This is a genomic window from Phenylobacterium sp. (assembly GCF_030645195.1).
GTDB lineage: Bacteria > Pseudomonadota > Alphaproteobacteria > Caulobacterales > Caulobacteraceae > Phenylobacterium.
The window spans coordinates 1-17,510 of sequence record NZ_JAUSLW010000215.1; the positions used below are offsets into that span (position 1 = coordinate 1).

General features: G+C 68.9%; 16 protein-coding genes. 8 read left to right on the forward strand and 8 right to left on the reverse strand.

Annotated elements, in window-relative coordinates:
* Together Q7T09_RS19645 and miaA are read right to left on the reverse strand one after the other, a co-directional pair.
* On the reverse strand, positions 1–1,135 hold a 1,135-nt coding region (locus Q7T09_RS19645; protein WP_304701895.1), incomplete at its 3' end, for a thiamine pyrophosphate-binding protein.
* 170 nt (positions 1,136–1,305) lie between these two features.
* Positions 1,306–2,235, reverse strand: coding sequence for a tRNA (adenosine(37)-N6)-dimethylallyltransferase MiaA (miaA, locus tag Q7T09_RS19650; protein WP_304701896.1), 930 nt, complete (start codon positions 2,233–2,235; stop codon positions 1,306–1,308).
* On the opposite strand from miaA, the gene serB reads away from it, so the two are divergent.
* The 3 genes from serB (at position 2,234) to Q7T09_RS19665 (ending at position 4,369) form a co-directional block, all read left to right on the forward strand.
* On the forward strand, positions 2,234–3,127 hold the full coding sequence (gene serB, locus Q7T09_RS19655) for a phosphoserine phosphatase SerB (protein ID WP_370689295.1): 894 nt from the start codon (positions 2,234–2,236) through the stop codon (positions 3,125–3,127). The genes miaA and serB overlap by 2 nt on opposite strands.
* A 49-nt stretch (positions 3,128–3,176) precedes the next feature.
* Complete coding sequence (locus Q7T09_RS19660; protein WP_304701897.1) at positions 3,177–3,836, forward strand: HAD family phosphatase; 660 nt, start codon at positions 3,177–3,179, stop codon at positions 3,834–3,836.
* A 92-nt stretch (positions 3,837–3,928) separates the two neighbouring features.
* Complete coding sequence (locus Q7T09_RS19665; protein ID WP_304701898.1) at positions 3,929–4,369, forward strand: ArsI/CadI family heavy metal resistance metalloenzyme; 441 nt, start codon at positions 3,929–3,931, stop codon at positions 4,367–4,369.
* 31 nt (positions 4,370–4,400) lie between these two features.
* On the opposite strand, the gene hflC is transcribed toward Q7T09_RS19665, so the two are convergent.
* Entirely contained in the window at positions 4,401–5,291 is an 891-nt protein-coding gene (gene hflC, locus Q7T09_RS19670; protein WP_304701899.1) for a protease modulator HflC, read from the reverse strand.
* Entirely contained in the window at positions 5,288–6,475 is a 1,188-nt protein-coding gene (gene hflK / locus Q7T09_RS19675) for an FtsH protease activity modulator HflK (RefSeq protein ID WP_304701900.1), read from the reverse strand. Before hflK ends, hflC begins: the two co-directional genes overlap by 4 nt.
* Before the next feature lie 128 nt (positions 6,476–6,603).
* Between hflK and Q7T09_RS19680 the strand changes: the two genes are divergently transcribed.
* A complete protein-coding gene (locus Q7T09_RS19680; protein WP_304701901.1) occupies positions 6,604–7,722 on the forward strand; it encodes an Mrp/NBP35 family ATP-binding protein in 1,119 nt (372 codons plus the stop codon).
* Between the two features lie 119 nt (positions 7,723–7,841).
* On the opposite strand, the gene Q7T09_RS19685 is transcribed toward Q7T09_RS19680, so the two are convergent.
* The 4 genes from Q7T09_RS19685 to Q7T09_RS19700 all read right to left on the reverse strand — a co-directional run bounded on the left by Q7T09_RS19685 (position 7,842) and on the right by Q7T09_RS19700 (position 13,400).
* A complete protein-coding gene (locus Q7T09_RS19685; RefSeq protein ID WP_304701911.1) occupies positions 7,842–9,209 on the reverse strand; it encodes an MFS transporter in 1,368 nt (455 codons plus the stop codon).
* A gap of 129 nt (positions 9,210–9,338) precedes the next feature.
* Positions 9,339–10,766 carry an MFS transporter gene (locus tag Q7T09_RS19690; protein ID WP_304701902.1) on the reverse strand — a complete coding sequence of 476 codons (1,428 nt, stop codon included), beginning with the start codon at positions 10,764–10,766 and terminating at the stop codon, positions 9,339–9,341.
* Between the two features lie 141 nt (positions 10,767–10,907).
* Complete coding sequence (locus tag Q7T09_RS19695; RefSeq protein WP_304701903.1) at positions 10,908–12,332, reverse strand: MFS transporter; 1,425 nt, start codon at positions 12,330–12,332, stop codon at positions 10,908–10,910.
* 162 nt (positions 12,333–12,494) lie between these two features.
* A complete protein-coding gene (locus tag Q7T09_RS19700) occupies positions 12,495–13,400 on the reverse strand; it encodes an SDR family NAD(P)-dependent oxidoreductase (RefSeq protein ID WP_304701905.1) in 906 nt (301 codons plus the stop codon).
* 234 nt (positions 13,401–13,634) lie between these two features.
* On the opposite strand from Q7T09_RS19700, the gene Q7T09_RS19705 reads away from it, so the two are divergent.
* The 4 genes from Q7T09_RS19705 (at position 13,635) to Q7T09_RS19720 (ending at position 17,504) form a co-directional block, all read left to right on the forward strand.
* On the forward strand, positions 13,635–15,227 hold the full coding sequence (locus tag Q7T09_RS19705; protein WP_304701906.1) for a flavin monoamine oxidase family protein: 1,593 nt from the start codon (positions 13,635–13,637) through the stop codon (positions 15,225–15,227).
* 2 nt (positions 15,228–15,229) lie between these two features.
* Positions 15,230–15,631: a cytochrome c gene (locus Q7T09_RS19710; protein WP_304701907.1), complete on the forward strand. Its 402-nt coding sequence runs from the start codon at positions 15,230–15,232 to the stop codon at positions 15,629–15,631.
* A gap of 125 nt (positions 15,632–15,756) precedes the next feature.
* Complete coding sequence (gene bla / locus Q7T09_RS19715) at positions 15,757–16,602, forward strand: subclass B3 metallo-beta-lactamase (protein ID WP_304701909.1); 846 nt, start codon at positions 15,757–15,759, stop codon at positions 16,600–16,602.
* Positions 16,603–16,721: 119 nt separating this feature from the next.
* Entirely contained in the window at positions 16,722–17,504 is a 783-nt protein-coding gene (locus Q7T09_RS19720) for an SDR family NAD(P)-dependent oxidoreductase (protein ID WP_304701910.1), read from the forward strand.
* Positions 17,505–17,510: the final 6 nt, after the last annotated feature.

Below are 17,510 nucleotides of genomic sequence, written 5' to 3' on the forward strand. Positions count from 1 at the left end.
GGTTGCGGTAGGCGAGGCTATCGACCGCGCGCCAGGTCTCGATCTGCTGCCACCAAGCCGCGAGCGCGGTGCGGTCGATCGCCGGCTTCTCGGCCTTCCACACCGTCAGCATGTCGGCGAGCACGTTGGCGACGTCGCCGATGATCGGGATGTCGACGCGGACGTTCTTGTTGATCGACGACGGGTCGATGTCGATGTGGATCTTCTTCGACCCCGGCGAGAAGGCGTCCAGCCGGCCGGTGACCCGGTCATCGAAGCGGGCGCCTATGCAGACCATGACGTCGCAGTCGTGCATGGCGTGGTTGGCCTCATAGGCCCCGTGCATGCCCAGCATCCCCAGCCACTGGGGATCGGAGGCCGGGAAGGCGCCCAGGCCCATCAGGGTGGAGGTCACCGGCGCCCCGGTCAGCTTGGCGAAGTCGCGCAGCAGCTGGGCGGCCTTGGGGCCGGCGTTGATCACGCCGCCGCCGGTATAGAGGATCGGCTTGCGGGCGCCCGCGATCAGGGCCGCGGCCTCGGCGATCTTGCCGGCGTCGCCCTTGGTGCGGGGATTGTACTCGTGGTTGTGCTTGACCGCCCCCGGGCCCCGATAGGCGCCCTTGGAGAACTGCACGTCCTTGGGGATGTCGATGACCACCGGGCCCGGGCGGCCGGAGGTGGCGATATGGAAGGCCTCGTGCAGGATGCGCGGCAGCTCCTCCACCGACTTCACCAGATAGTTCTGCTTGGTGATCGGCCGCGTGATGCCGACCGTGTCGCATTCCTGGAAGGCGTCGGTGCCGATCAGATGGGTGGCGACCTGGCCGGTGATGACCACCATGGGGATGGAGTCCATCAGGGCGTCGACGATGCCGGTGACCGCATTGGTGGCGCCGGGGCCGGAGGTCACCAGGACCACGCCGCACTTGCCGGTGGACCGCGCATAGCCTTCGGCGGCGTGGGTCGCCCCCTGTTCGTGGCGGACCAGGACGTGCTGCAGGCGCGGCTCGTCGAACAGGGCGTCATAGATCGGCAGCACCGCGCCGCCCGGATAGCCGAAGAGCACCTCGACACCCTGGTCGATCAGGGCGCGCACGACGATCTCGGCGCCGGTCAGGGTTTCAATGTCGGCTTCGATGGTCTGGTGGGCGGTCATTTGGGTAGCGCCTAGGTTGGGCAATAAAAAAGGCCCTCGGAGGGCCTGGTGCAAGCGACCTTGGTCAGGCTGACGTGATCGTCAGCCCGCGACAGGTCGCCGTACAAGTACAAGAATCTCGCGCACGAGCATTCTCCGAAACGAAGCTCCTTGCTGATGCCATGCCCCCGTCAGGGCGTCAAGCCGGGGTCGAGCGCAAGAAACTGCCTCCATTGGGCGTCGGGGTCCAACGCGGTGATCTTTGGCCATTCGGCCATTTGCCCCCGCAGCCAGGTGGACTGGCGCTTGGCGTAGCGGCGGGTCTCCTGCTGGGCGGCGGCCAGGGCCCGGGCCGGAGTCAATTCGCCGCGCAGCTGGGCGGCCAGTTCGCGCACCCCCACGGCCTTCAGGATCGGCAGGGCGGGGTTGAGATCGCGCGCCATCAGCTGCGCCACCTCCTCCAGGGCGCCGGCCGCCAGCATGGTCTCCAGCCGCAGGTCGCAGCGGTCGTAGAGCCACTTGCGGTCAGGCTCCAGGGCGACGGCGGAATATGCGCCCTCGGGCAGGACCGGATCGGTGCGTCCCTGCCAGTCGGAGAGCGACACGCCGCTGGCGGCGAACACCTCCCAGGCCCGCGCCAGCCGTTGGCGGTCCCCGGGGCTGATGCGGGCGGCCGCGGCCGGGTCGGCCTGGGCGAGCCGCTCGCGGAAGGCGGCCTCGCCCATCGCCTCATAGTCGGCGGCGGCCCGGTCGCGGATCTCCGGCGGCGTCGCCGGAATCTCCGCCAGGCCGTGGGTCAGGGCGCGGAAGTAGAGGCCGGTGCCCCCCACCACCACGGCCGAGCGGCCTCGCCCGGTGATCTCGGCCAGCGCCTGGGTCGCCGCTCGCGACCAGGTCCCCACCGACCAGCCGTCGGCGGCGTCCACGGTCCCCACCAGGTGATGCGGGACCCGGGCCTCCTCCTCGCGGGAAGGGCGGGCGGTCACCACCCGCAGGTCGCGATAGATCTGCAGGGCGTCGGCGCCGACGATCTCGGCCCCGGTCTTCTGCGCCAAACGCAGGGCCAGGGCCGACTTGCCGCTTGCCGTGGGCCCGGCGATCAGCCAGATGCGGGGCTCCATGCAGCTCGCCCTTACCCTCGTCAGTCCCACGCCCGAAGCGGCCCAGGCCGGTGTCGACCTCGTCAACGCAGCGCTCGCAGGCGTACGCGCCCGCGTCAAGGAGCCCCGGCTCCTCGGTCCCGGCGCCTATGACCTGGCCCTGGAGGCGCAGGCCATCGCCCCGGTGCGCATCGCCGTCGCCAACGCGCTCGAGGGCCTGCCCGTCGACGCCTGCGTCCAGCACTGGAACGGTCGCCGCAAGCGCCTGCTGATCGCCGACATGGACTCCACCATCATCGGCTGCGAGTGCATCGACGAACTGGCCGACTTCGCCGGCGTGAAGGACAAGGTCTCGGAGATCACCGAACGGGCCATGCGCGGCGAGCTCGACTTCGAATCCGCCCTGCGCGAGCGGGTGGCCATGCTGAAGGGGCTCTCCGTCGACGTCCTGCAGCGCTGTTACGACGAGCGCGTCGAGCTGAACCTCGGGGCGCGGACCCTGGTGCGCACCATGGCCGCCCACGGCGCGCGGGCCTTCCTGGTCTCCGGCGGCTTCTCCTTCTTCACCAGCCGGGTCGCCGAGGCCGCGGGTTTCCACGCCAACCGCGCCAACACCCTGATCGAGGCCGAGGGCCTGCTGACCGGCGAGGTGGCCCGCCCCATCCTCGGCCGCGAGGCCAAGCTGGCCGCCCTGCGCGAGGAGACCGCCGCCCTGGGCCTCACCCCCGCCGAGGCGCTGGCCGTCGGCGACGGCGCCAACGACCTGGCCATGATCAACGCGGCGGGCCTGGGCGTCGCCTACCGCGCCAAGCCCATCGTGGCCGCCGAGGCCGACGCCAAGGTCGACCACTTCGACCTCACCGCCCTGCTGCACTTCCAGGGCTACGCCATCCAGGACTTCGTTACAGACTGACGCCAGGCTTGATTGGGCGTAGCCTGGCCAAGCGCGCTATGGCCAGGCCATGAGCCTGCCCCGCATCCCCAAGGCCGTTGTCTTCGACATGGACGGCCTGCTCTGCGACACCGAGGTCGTCTATCGCGACGCCATGTTCGCCACCGCCGCCGAGCACGGCCACGACATGCCGCTCTCGCTGTTCAAGAGCATGATCGGACTGCCCAGCCCGATGAGCGACCGTCAGGTGCTCAACCACTTCGGCGAGGACTTCCCGATCATCGCCTTCAACAGCCGGGTCATGGAGCATGTCGATCGCGCCTGCGAAGAGGGCATAGCCCTGAAGGCGGGGGTGCTGGAGCTGCTGGATACCCTGGACGCCCTGGGCCTGCCGCGCGCCATCGCCACCTCCTCCAGCCACCGGGCGGTGGAGGCCCACCTGGGCAAGTCCGGGATCATCCCGCGCTTCCATGCCGTCGTGGCCCGCGGCGACTATGTGAAGGGCAAGCCCCATCCCGACCCCTTCCTCAAGGCCGCCGGGCGCCTGGAGATCGAACCCCACCTCTGCCTGGCCCTGGAGGACAGCCACAATGGCGTCCGCGCCGCGTCCTCGGCCGGCATGATGACCATCATGGTCCCCGACCTGCTGGACCCCACCGAGGAGATGCACGGCCTCTGCGTCCGCATCGCCGCGGACCTGCACGAGGTGAGGGGACTGTTTCACCCCTGACCCATGACGGGCTCGCCCAACGCCCGCCCCTTGACGCCGCTCATATAGTTCCATAATTCTCGAAATATGGAATCAAACACCAGGAGCCAGCCATGAAGCGCCTACACATCCACGTCGGTGTCGCCGATCTCGACCAGTCGATCGGCTTCTACTCCACCCTGTTCAACACCCAGCCCAGCGTCGTCGAGGCCGACTACGCCAAGTGGATGCTGGAAGACCCCCGGGTGAACTTCGCCATCTCGGCCCGCGAGCGCGCGCCAGGGATCGACCACCTGGGCATCCAGGTCGACAGCCGCGCCGAGCTCGACGAACTGTCCGGCCGGCTGAAGGCGGCGGGCGAGACGACCCTGGATCAGGAGGCCGCCACCTGCTGCTACGCCAAGTCCGACAAGGCCTGGGTCAACGACCCGGCCGGGGTGCGCTGGGAGACCTTCTTCACCTTCGGCGGCGCCACCAGCTATGGCGAGGATGAGCAGCTGTTGGCGGTCCAGCCGGCGGCCCAGGCCTGCGGCGTGGGCGCGGCCTGCGGCTGAGTCGGGAAACGCGGTTGGGGGCTCGCGCCCCCTACCGCGCGCTCGGCCCGCGCTGGAAGTATTTGAAGAAGGCGCTGTCGGGCGACAGCACCATGGTCGTGTCGCCCTGGCCAAGGGAGGCCTCATAGGCCTGCATCGACCGATAGAAGGCCGCGAAGCCGGGATCGCGCCCGAAGCTCTGGGCGAAGATCCGGGTGCGTTGGGCGTCGCCCTCACCGCGGGTGGTCTCGGCCTCCTCGGTGGCGGTGGCCAGAGTGATGGCCACCTCCTTGTCGGCGCCGGCGATGATCTCGCGCTTCTTCTGTTCGCCCTCGGCCCGCCTCTGGGCGGCTTCCTGCTGGCGGCTGGTCTGCATGCGACGGTAGACGGCCGCCTGGTTGGCGGCGGGCAGGTCGGCGCGCTTGATCCGCACGTCGATGATCTGGATGCCCAGGCGCGAGGAGTTGGCGCGCTTGGCCACGTCCACCTTGGTCTGAGCCATCAAGGCGCCGCGGCGCCCCGAGATGATGTCGCTGGAGGTGGCCGAGCCCAGGATCTGGCGCAGGGACGAGTTCAGCAGCCGCTCGATGCGGTCGTTGGCCGTCCGCTCGTCGCGCAGGGTCCGATAGTACTGCAGCGGGTTGGAGATGCGGTAGCGGACGAAGGCGTCCACCACCAGCCGCTCCTGGTCGGCGGCGATGATCTCTTCCTTGTCGGCCTCGAGCTTCAGGTTGCGCTTGTCGAGCTTGATGACGTTCTCGAGGAAGGGCGCCTTGATTTTCAGGCCCGGTGCGTTCTCGTCGGGCGCGTTGATCACCCGCACGGGCTCGCCGAAGCGGACGACGATGGCCTGCTGGCGCTGCTCGACGATGAACAGGGTGTTGAACAGGACGACCACGACGCCGAGCGCGATGAGGCCCCAGATGGTGAGGCGGCGGTTCATCGCGGAGCTCCGGGACTGGGAATGACGGTCTCGCCGCCCTCGGCCTGCGGTGCGACGCGGGCGGTGGGCGTCTTGGCGCGGAAGACGTCGGGGGGCAGGATGATCGGGGCGCTGGCGCCCTTGCCGTCGATGACCACCTTGTTGGAGCGCGACAGCACCCGCTGCATGGTCTCGATATAGAGGCGGTCGCGGGTCACGCCCGGCGCGCGCTTGTACTCGGTCAGGATCTGGCTGAAGCGCGAGGCTTCACCGATGGCTTCCCGGACCGACTGCTCGCGATAGCCCTGGGCCGACTGGGTCAGCTTGGCGGCGTCCCCCTTGGCCTCGTTGATCACCCGGTTGCGGTAGGAGTTGGCCTCGTTGACGGCGCTCTCGGCGTCCTGGCCGGCATTGGCCACTTCACGGAAGGCGGCGACCACCTCCTGCGGCGGGTTGGCGCTGCGGATCTGGACCTCGACGATGCTGACGCCGGCGCCCCAGCCGTCCAGGGTTCTCTGCATCAGCTCGGCGGACTGGATCTGCACGCGGCCCCGGCCCGTGGTCAGGATGTCCTGCAAGGTCGTCTTGCCCACCACCTCGCGCATGGCGCTCTCGGCCACGGCCTTGGCGGCGTCCTCCTGGTCGCGGACCGTGAACACGTATTTTGCGGCGTCGGCGACGCGCCAGGTGACGCTGAAGTCCAGGTTCACGATGTTCTCGTCGCCGGTCAGCATCAGGCTCTCTTCCGGCACGTCGGCGCCGGCCGAGCCGCCGATGTCGATCCGGTTGAGGCTGGTGACCGCCACCTTCTCCACATGCTCGATGGGGGCGGGCAGGCGGTAGCGCAGGCCCGGCGTCTCGGAGCGCGAATAGGCGCCGAAGGTAGTGACCACCGCCGCCTCGTTGGGCTGGACGATATAGAGGCCCGACAACGCCCAGAGGGCGAAGCCGGCGCCGGCCACCGCGGCCACCGCGCCGGGACGCACCGGGTCGCCGGGACCGCGGCCGCCGAAGGTGGCGCGGAGTTGGGCGATCAGACGGTCGAAGATCGCCGAGATGTCGGGGCCGCCGCCGGGACCGCCCGGACGGCGTGGGCCGCCGCGCTGGGGGCCGGGCCCCTTCGGAGGTTGTTTGTCGCCGCCACCGCCCTCGCCGGACGGCGGAGAGCCCCAGGGGCCGGGGTTCGCATTGTCGTTCCAGGGCATGGTCGCGTCGTCTGCTTCTTTTGTCTCGGCGCGGCGGCTGCGTTGGCTGCCTGTCGTCGGGCTTGTAAACCGGCGCTGTCAGCCGGATATGAGGCGCGCGAGCCCGCAAAGCAAGACACACAGGCGTCATGGACACCCCGACCGCCCCTGAACGGGCCCTTATCCTCGCGGCCCTGGACCGGGTGCTCGACCCGAAGACCGGCAAGGGGTTGGTCTCCGCCCGCCTGGTGCACGGCCTGAACCTGGCGCCCGGCCGCGCCGGCTTCGTGCTGGAGGTCGCCGCCACCGACATCCCGCTCTACGAACCGACCCGCGCCGAGGCCGAGCGGGCCCTTTCCCGCGTCGACGGCGTGGCCCAGGCCCAGGTGATGCTGACCGTGCAGGCCGACGCCCCGCCGCCACCGGCGCCCGGCGTCACCCGCGTGGTCAAGGGCGCCCGTGTCACCCAGGATCCCGCCGCCGCGCCGAAGCCGCCGGTGGACGCCGCCCGGCCCGACCACGTCCGCCGCGTCATCGCCGTGGCCAGCGGCAAGGGCGGGGTGGGCAAGTCCACGATCTCGGTGAACCTGGCCGCCGCCTTCGCCGCCATGGGCCTGCGGGTCGGACTGCTGGACGCCGACATCTATGGTCCGTCGGCGCCACGCATGCTGGGGGTGGACGGCGACCCGGGCTTCGGCCCCGACAAGAAGCTGATCCCCCTGGAGGCCTGGGGGATGAAGGTGATGTCCATCGGCTTCCTGGTGGACGAGGCCGCCCCGATGATCTGGCGCGGGCCCATGGCCTCCTCGGCCGTGCGCCAGATGGCCAATGACGTGGCCTGGGGAACCGAGGCCGAACCTCTCGACATCCTGGTGGTCGACATGCCGCCGGGCACCGGCGACATCCAGCTGACCCTGGTTCAGAAGATCAAGCTCGACGGGGTTCTCATTGTTTCCACCCCGCAGGAGATCGCCCTGATCGACGCCCGCCGGGCCGTCGCCATGTTCCAGAAGACCGCCACCCCGATCCTGGGGTTCGTGGAGAACATGTCCTACTTCCCCGACCCGGCCACCGGCGCCCGCATCCCGATCTTCGGCGAGGGCGGCGGCAAGGCAGAGGCGGCCAGGCTGGGCCTGCCCCTGCTCGGCGAAATCCCGCTGGACCAGGCCCTGCGCCAGGCCTGCGACGACGGCCGGCCGGTGACGGCCGCCGCGCCCCAGAGCCCGGCGGCCAACGTCTTCAACCAGATCGCCAAGGCCCTGCTCTAGACCCTGACCGTTTCAGATGGACCCATTTGAAACGGAAAGAAGGGTCTAGATTCAAAAGATTAGAGCACGTCGGGCGGCGGAACCGGTATCCACTTCCGCCTGACGTGCTCTAAGGCCGCTCAGCCGGCGCCCGGCTTGCCGTCGGCCAGGTTCGACCCGGAGCCGGCCTGCAGCAACTCGGCCTCGGCGGCCAGCGCATCGCGCAGGTCGAGCTGACGGCGGACCTCGCCGTGGCGCACCGCGTCCAGCTTCCAGCCGATGAAGCAGGCTCCGCCGAAGAAGACTAGGATGACGGGGGCGAAGACGTAGCAGAGCTCCAGGCCGCGGATGGCTTCGGGGGTGTTCACCGCGCCCTCGGCGGCGTTGTAGCCCACCAGGCCCAGCACGGTGAAGCTGATGCCCACGGTGATGGCCGAGCCGATCTTCTGGGTGGTGGTGACGAGCGCATAGAGCAATCCAGCCCGCTCTTCGCCCGTCTCCAAGCGAACCTCGTCGGCCACGTCGGCCACCATGGCGCGCACGATCAGCACGAAGGAGGACGAGACGAAGCCCACGGCGAACATGCCGGGGATGGCCAGCGCCATGGTGGCCTTGGGGATGATCATCAGCATCGACTGGGTCACGGCGTAGCAGACCGAGGCCAGGATCAGGGCCCGGTGCTTGCCCATCCTCTGGGCCAGCCAGCTCCAGAACAGCGCGCCGGCCAGGCCGGCGGCGATGTAGAACATCAGCAGGATCGAGGTCTGGGGCGTCGTGTAGCCCCGGGCGTCGTGGAAGAAGAACAGATAGAGGGCCGCCGTGGTGCCGGGGCCCAGCGCCAGCACGAAGTCGGCGAAGACCAGCCGCAGCATCTCGGGCCGGGTGAGCAGCTTCCAGTAGTCGGCGAAGCTGGCCTGCGGGCTGGCGGCCCGCGGCGCCACGCGTTCGGGACTGATCATCGTGCAGATGACCACGGTGATGGGCAGCAGGATGATGCAGAACCAGCCCATGGCGTGGACGCCGTTGGCGAAGCTGCCCTTCACCGCCAGCGGCACCACCAGGATCAGCACGGCGCCGATCACCCCCACCGCGCTGATCACCCCGTAGACCCGTGAGCGGTCGTTATAGTCGGTGGCCAGGGCTGCGCCCCAGGCGGCCTGGGCCAGGGTGACGATCGAGATGCCCAGATAGAGCACCAGCAGCCAGCCGATGATGTATCCCTCGGTGACTCCCGGATTGGCCATGAACAGCATGTAGACGGCGAGCATCACGAAGGGTGCGCCCACCACCAGCCACGGCCGGTAGCGTCCCCACCGCGACTTGGTTCGGTCCATGGCCATGCCCAGCAGCGGGTCGAGGCCCAGGTCGATCAGGCGCACGATGGTGATCGCGGCGCCCACCGCCACCATGCTCAGGCCCAGGTGCCCGGCGAAGAACCGGGGAAGGTAGACGCCCATCACCAGACCGATGGCCGCGACGGGTAGGGCCGTCGAGGCGAAGGACAACACAATGGGCAAGGGGAGCCGTTGGCTCGCAGAGGGCGAAACCGTCATGAAAGTCTCCAAATGGGGTGGCGCAGAACGCGCCGGCTCAAAAAATCAAAAGTCAAAATATGCCTCGGAAGGCCTTGGAACGCTCTAATGGGGGGGGCGAGGAACAACATTGGCAGGCTCGGCCGTCACGCTCTCGATGATCGCGGCCTCGTCATAGAGGGCGTCGCGCTCGTCGAGTTGGCGGCGCACCTCGCCATGGCGCGTGGCGTCCAGCTTGTAGCCGATGAAGCAGGCGCCCCCCAGCATGACGAAGACGATCGGGCCGATCAGATAGGCCAGCTCCAGATTGTGGATCGCCTGCGCGGAATTGATCGCCCCTTCCTTGGCGTTGTAGCCCACCCGAGCCAGCACGGTGAAGGTCAGGAAGATGGAGAAGGCCCCGGCCACCTTGGCGGTGAGCACGGTCAGCGCGTAGATCAGGCCGATCCGCTCCTTGCCGCCCTCCAGCCGCACCTCGTCGCCGATGTCGGCGGTGATCGCCCGGGTCATGACCCCGAAGCCCGCAGCCAGGAACCCGGCGGCGAACATGGCCGGCAGGGCCAGCCCCATGGCGCCCTTGGGCAGGAAGCCGACCATCATCAGCATCAGCGAATAACCGGTGGTGGCGACCATCACCGCCCGGTGCTTGCTGATCCGGGCGGCCAACCAGCCGATCGCCGGCGCCCCGGCGAACCCGGCCAGGATGTAGACCGCCAGCAGGATATTGGCCTCGGTGGTGCTGAACCCGCGGGCGTCCTTGAAATAGAACAGATAGAGCGCGGCCATCCAGCCGGGGCCGAGCGACAGGCAAAGGTCGGCGGCCAGGATGCGAATGATGTTGGGCCGGGAGATCAGCCCCCAGTATTCCTTGAGCGTGAAGTGGCCCGTGTGGAGGTCCACCGTGATCCGCTCGGGCGTCCGGGCCACCACAAACAGGACGGCGATGGGCGTCAGCGCGATGACGAACCAGCCCATGGCCTGGACGCTCTGGGCGTCGGTCATGCCCCGCTGTTCCAGCAGGATTGGGATGGCCAGCACCAGGACCGAGCCCAGCACACCGACCGCGGTCATCACCCCGAAGATGCGCGAGCGCTCATGGTAGTTGGTGGCCAGGGTGGCGGCCCAGGCCGAGTGTGACAGGCCCAGGATCGAGGTGCCCAGGTACATGACCAGCAACCAGCCCCCGAGATAGAGCCGACCCGACCCCTCCGGCGCCTGGAACAGCATCAGCAGGGCGAGCATCAGGATCGGCGTCCCGATCACCGTCCACAACCGGTAGCGGCCCCAGCGGGTCCGGGTGCGGTCCATGATCATGCCGAGCGCGGGGTCCAGGGGGATGTCGATCATCCGCACGGTGGCGAACACCGCGCCCACCACCGCCAACTCCACACCGATGTGGCTGGCGAAATAGCGTGGCAGATAGACCGAGATCGCAACCCCCAGGGCCGAGAGGGGCAGGCTGGTGCAGGCGAAGGCGAGGATGGTGGTGAGAGATAGGCGACCTTGGTTGGGCGCCGCCGTGGTCTGGGTCAAAATCCGCTTCCTCCGTACGCACCCAGCTCACTCATCGGAGGCTTGAGTCACCGCGATAGGTTACGCGCGATCACCTGTGCCGAAGCAAGTGGTTTCAAGGGGCCGCACGCGACAGAATCCAACATCCGCCCGGCGCGGGCCTCAGCTGGCGCCAGGCGGGGTGGCGATGGCGGCTTCGGCGGTCACGCTCTCGATGATCGGCGCCTCGTCATAGAGGGCGTCGCGCTCATCCAGTTCGCGGCGGATTTCGGCGTGACGATCGGCGCCGAGCTTGTAGCCGATCATGCAGGCGCCGCCGAGCATCACGAACACCACCGGGCCGATGAGATAGGCGAGCTCCAGGTTGTGGATCGCCTCGGGCGTGTTCTGCGCGCCGTCGGCGGCGAGATAGCCCACCTTGGAGAGCACGAAGAAGGTCAGGCCGATGGAGAAGGCGCCGGCGATCTTGGTGGTCATGACGGTGATGGCGTAGAGCAGGCCCGAACGCTCCTTGCCCTGTTCCAGGCGCACTTCGTCGGCGACGTCGGCGGTCATGGCGCGCGTCAGGACGTTGAAGCCGGCGGCCAGGAAACCGGCCATGAACATGGGGATCGCGCCGATCAGCATGTTGCCTTGCGGAATGGCCATCAGCGAGATCAGCACCAGGGAGTAGCCGGTGGTAGCGACCATCACCGCCCGGTGCTTGGAGATCCTGGTGGCCAGCCGCCCCATCAGCGGCGCGCCGGCGAAACCGGCCAGGATGTAGATGGCCAGCAGGATGCTCGCCTGGCCCGTGGTGAAGCCGCGGCTGTCGGTGAAGAAGAACAGATACAGCGCGCTCATCCAGCCCGGACCGAGCGACAGGCAAAGGTCGGCCAGCAAGATCCGCAGGAAGGAGGGACGGGTGATCAGGGCGCCATAGTCGCGCAGCCGGAACGAATGGCCCGGGACCTCGGGGGCGATCTTCTCCGGCGTTCGCCAGACCACCAGGGCCGCGGCGATCGGGGTCAGGATGAAGATGAACCAGCCCATGGTGGCGATGTTGCCGGCGTCCGAGGCGCCGCGGGCCTCGTTAATGATCGGGATGGCGAGGATCGAGGCCGCTCCCAGGACGCCGATCCCGGTCATGATACCGAACAGCCGCGAGCGGTCGTCATAGTGCGGCGCCAGCGTCGCGGCCCAGGCGGCGTGGGACAGGGCCAGGATCGAGTTGCCCAGGTACATCACCAGCAGGCAGACGATCAGATAGGTCCGCCCGACCCCCTCCGGTGGCATGAACAGGAAGTAGATCCCCGCCATCAGCACGGGCCCGCCCAGGATGGTCCAGAGCCGGTAGCGGCCCCAGCGGGTGCGGGTCTTGTCCATGGTCCAGCCCAGCAGGCCGTCGACCGGGATGTCGATCATCCGCACGATGAAGAAGGCGGCGCCCACCAGGGCCAGGTCGATGCCGAGGTGGCTGGCGTAGTGGCGCGGGAGGTAGACGGAGATGGCGATCGCGACGGCCGAGATGGGCAGGCTGGTGGCCGCGAAAGCCACGGCCGTCGAGAGCGGCAGGCGTCTGGCTCGAACCGCCGAAGAGTCGCTCATTAAGATCCCTGCTCCCGAAAGGCCGCGCCTCTCAAGGGGCGTGCTGGCCCCTAGGTTAGGCTCGATTGGCGAGACGGGAGCAAGTGAAATCACCGCAACAAAAGGAGAGGGCGGCCCTTGCGGGGCCGCCCTTTGCAGCATCTGGCGATGTCAGGTGGAAATCTAGCCGCCCTGCATCTTGCGGAAGAACTTCCCGCTCTGCTCGCCGCCGTTGAGGTAGGCCTGTTGGCCCGTGGGATCGGAGATCTTGGCCCAGTTGTCGCGGACTTCTTCCACCGACAGACCGCCCTCGCCGAGATAGACGCCCTCGGTTTCATAGAGGCGGGTCAGGGCGAAGGCGCCGGCGCCGGCGGTCAGGATCGCGCCGGTGGGGGCTTCGTCCGAGGCCAGGTAGACCACGCCCGGCGTGACGTATTCCGGCTTCAGCTTTTCCAGGATGGCGGGGGGCATCAGGTTCTCGGTCATCCGCGTGGCGGCCACCGGGCTGATGGCGTTGATGTGGATGTTGTTCTTCTGGCCCTCCAGGCGGATCGTGTTCATGAACCCGATGATGCCCAGCTTGGCCGCGCCGTAGTTGGACTGGCCGAAGTTGCCGTACATGCCCGAGGACGAGGTGGTCACCACGATGCGGCCGTAGTTCTGCTCGCGCATGATCTCCCAGACGGCCTTGGTCGGCTTGACCGTGCCCATCAGGTGGACATTCAGCACCAGCTCGAAGTCTTCCATGGTCATCTTGGCGAAGGACTTGTCGCGCAGGATGCCGGCGTTGGCGATCAGCACGTCGATGCGGCCCCACTGGTCCATGGTCTGCTTGACCATGTGGGCGACGCCCGCGTCGTCGGTGACCGAGGAGCCGTTGGCGAAGGCTTCGCCGCCCATGGCCTTGATCTCTTCCACCACGGCGTCGGCCGCGGCCGAGGAGCCGCCGGACCCGTCCATCGAGCCGCCCAGGTCGTTGACCACGACCTTGGCGCCGCGCCGGGCCAGCTCCAGGGCGTGCTGCTTGCCCAGGCCGCCGCCGGCGCCGGTGACGATCGCGACTTTGCCGTCGAAGCGGATGTCCGCCATGGAAGTCTCTCCAAACAAGGGTTCGAATTTCGCGCGGTTTGTGCGGCGCGGGATGGTCAAGGTCAAGCGTCCAGCGTACCGGCCAACTGCCCGATCCCTGGCCACTTTCGCGCCCCGCCCGTCAAAGCGCAGGCAGCCCGGCCAAAAGCCGCGCGCCCCCGCACTGTCGGTTGGCGCCGGCGCGGCGGCCTCCTTAACCCACAGACTTGGTCGAGGTCAGGGGAGGGCGCCCACGTGGAACAGACGGGTCAGAGGACGACGCGGCGGCAGCTGCTGTCCACCATCGGCATGCTGGGCGGCTCGGCCCTCATGTACAATATGATGACCACCCTGGGTTACGCCGCCGAGACCCGGTTCAAGGGCCCGCCCAACCTGTCGGGCGCCAAGAAGGGCGCCTCGGTCATCGTCCTGGGGGCGGGTCTGGCCGGCATGCTGGCGGCCTATGAGCTCACCAAGGCCGGCTACAAGGTCAAGGTGCTGGAATGCCAGGACCGCGCGGGGGGCCGGAACTGGTCCCTCTATGGCGGCGACACCATCACCGAGATGGGCGGGGCGACCCAGAAGGTAGGCTTCGCGGCGGGCAACTATCTCAACCCCGGCCCCTGGCGCATCCCGCACCACCACCGGACCCTGCTGCACTACTGCAAGGCCTTCGGCGTGGCCCTGGAGCCCTTCATCCAGTTCAACCACAACGCCTATGTCCACAACACCGACGCCTTCGGCGGCAAGCCGCAGCGCTTCAAGGCGCTCGCCGCCGACTTCGAAGGCAACGTGGCCGAGCTGCTGGGCAAGGCGCTCGACCAGAAGAGCCTCGACGCCGCCGTCACCGCCGAGGACCGCGACCGCCTGAAGGAGGCCCTGCGCGAGTGGGGCATGCTGGACGGCGACATGAGGTACGCCAAGAACCTGCGCTCCTCGGAGCACCGTGGCTTCGAGCGGCCGCCCGGCGGCGGGGTGGGTGGCGCGCCCACCCCCTCGGACCTCTTTGGCCTGAAGGACGTCCTGGATTCCAGGATCTGGCGCAACATGGCGTTCTTCATGAACGACGAGTTCCAGACCACCATGTTCCAGCCGGTCGGCGGCATGGGCATGATCGGCAAGGCCTTCGCCCGCGAGGTCCAGCCCCTGATCACCTACAACGCCAAGGTCACCAGGATCGACCAGGGCAAGAAGGGCGTCGTCGTCACCTATGCCGACACCGGCACGGGTGTGGTGACGGAGGCCAAGGCCGACTGGTGCGTCTGCACCATTCCGCTGACGGTGCTCAGCCAGATCGAGAACAACATGTCGGCGAAGATGAACGCCGCCATCGCCGCGGTCCCCTATTCCAACTCGGTGAAGATCGGCCTGGAGATGAAGCGCCGGTTCTGGGAGGAGGACGCCGCCATCTATGGCGGCCACTCCTTCACCAATCAGGAGATCGGCCTGGTCTCCTACCCCAACAACAACTTCCTCAAGGACGGTCCCGCCGTCCTGCTGGGCGCCTTCGCCAGCGGCATGGGCGGCTACCACCTGGCCGGCATGACCCCCGAGGAGCGGATCGAGGCGGCCCTCGCCCAGGGTTCGGTCTTCCACCCGGAGAGCTACCGCAAGGAGTTCTCCAATGGCGCCTCGGTGGCCTGGAACCGCGTCCCCTGGATCCTCGGCTGCTGCGCCCGCTGGACCGAGGAGACCCGCGCGGCCCACTACCAGACCCTGGTGGCCATGGACGGCCGCGTGGTCCTGGCCGGCGAGCACGCATCCTATGTCGGCTGCTGGATGGAGGGGGCGCTGCTCTCCTCCATCGACGCCATCACCCGTCTGCACAAGCGCGCCCTGGAGGCCTGACCATGAAGCTCGCCCTCGCCGCGGCCGCCGCCGCGCTGCTGCTCGCCGCCCCGGCCCTGGCCGACGAACCCGGCCCCGGCGGCTCCAAGCCTCCGACCCCGGTCACCGGCCAGCAGGTCTACCAGATGGTCTGCCAGGCCTGCCACATGGCCGACGGCAAGGGCGCCGTGGGCGCTGGCGCCTTCCCGTCCCTCGCCAGCAATCCCAAGCTCAAGACAGCCGCCTATCCCATCGTCATGGTCACCAAGGGCCGCGGCGCCATGCCCTGGTTCAGCGACCTGCTGAGCCCGGCCCAGACCGCGGCGGTGATCACCTATGTCCGCACCAGTTTCGGCAACGCCTATCCCGAACCGGTGACGGCGCAGGACGTCACCCGCCTCTCGCCGCCCGCCGCCGGTCACTGACATCTCCCCCGGCGAAGGGGGATGCCCGCGCGGGGTGATCCACTGGAAATTGGCCGGCCGGGCGTCGACAGACGCCCGCCGCGCAGCCAGACTTCGCCCACTTCCCCCTCGCCGGAAAGCCCCTGATGAAGACGATCCTGCTCGCCGCCGCCCTGAGCCTGGCCGCCGCCCCCGCCCTGGCCCAGAGCGCCGCCTGGGCCCAGCCCGCCGCCCCCTACAGGATCATCGGCGAGACCTATCAGGTGGGCACGGCCGGCCTCAGCGCCCTGCTGATCAAGACGCCGAAGGGCGCCGTGCTCATCGATGTCGGCCTGCCGCAGAACGCCGCCCTGGTGGAGGCCAATATCGCCGCCCTCGGGGTGAAGCTCACCGACGTCAAGCTGCTGCTCACCAGCCACGCCCACTTCGACCACGTCGGCGGCCTGGCGAAGCTGAAGGCCGACACCGGGGCCCAACTGATCTCCACGCAGGGCGAGCGCTACGCCCTGGAGAAGGGGGTCTATCCGGGCTCCGAAACCACCAAGAGCTTCGACTTCCCGCCGGTGAAGCTCGACCGCGCGGTCAAGGACGGCGAGAGCGTCGAGCTGGGCGGGCTGAAGCTCACCGCCCACCTGACGCCCGGCCACACCCAGGGCTGCACCAGCTGGTCCTGGCCGGTCATCGACAGGGACGGGAGCCGCCACACCGCGCTCTATTTCTGCAGCGCCAGCGTCGCGGCCAACCGCCTGGTCCCCGAGCAGCATCCCGGCATCGTCGCCGACTACCGCCACACCTTCGCCATCGCCCGGTCCCTGCCCGGCGATGTCTTCCTGGCCCCGCACCCGGAGTTCTTCGACGCGCCGGCCAAGCAGGCCCGCCTGGGAAAGTCCGGCCCCAACCCGTTCATCGACCGCGCCGGCTACCTCGCCCTGATCGACGCCCAGCAGGCCGACTTCGAAAGGCAGCTCGCCAGGCAGCAGGCCAAGCGGTGAGCTTGATCTGACGAGGCCTGCCGCGACGACAGCCTCGCGTTTTCGAAAGCGTGCGGACAGGATGCCCGAAACGCGGGTCGGCGCGGCGGGCGCGCGGCTGCAAGACAAGGGAGGACACCATGGATCTCACCAACGCCTCGGCCCTGGTCACCGGCGGCGCCGGCGGCTTCGGCAGCGCCACGGCGCGTCGCCTCGCCCAGCGGGGCGTCAAGGTGGTGATCGCCGACGTGGCCGACGCCCGCGGCGAGGCTCTGGCCAAGGAGCTCGGCAACGGCTCGGTCTATGTCCGCACCGACATCATGGACGAGGACTCCATCGCCAGGGCGGTCCAGGCCGCCGTGGACCTCGGCCCCCTGCGCGCCGCCGTCGTCGTGCATGGCGGCCCGCCGGCGCCGGGCGCCACGGGCGCGGCCCGCACGGTCAATCGCGAGGGCAAGCGCATCCCGCTGGCCCACTTCGCCCACACCGTCGGGGTCTATCTGAACAGCGCCTTTGCGGTCACCAGCCAGGCCGCCGAGGCCATGGCGAAGAACGAGCCGCTGGCCTCCAACCAGCGCGGCGTGGTGATCAACACCGCCTCCATCGCGGGCTTCGAGGGTCAGCCGGGCCAGGCGGCCTATTCCGCGGCCAAGGGCGGCATCATCGGCATGACCCTGACCATCGCCCGCGACCTGGCGCCCATCGGGATCCGCGCCATGGCCATCGCGCCGGGCACCTTCCTGACCCTGGCCTATTCCGCCCGCATGACCGACGAGGAGGCCCAGGCCAAGTGGGGGCCCATGGTCCCCAACCCCCACCGCATGGGCGATCCCGACGAATACGCCCAGCTGGCCGCCCACATCTGCGAGAACGACTTCCTCAACGGCACCACCATCCGCCTGGACGGCGCGCAGCGGTTCTAGGGGGGC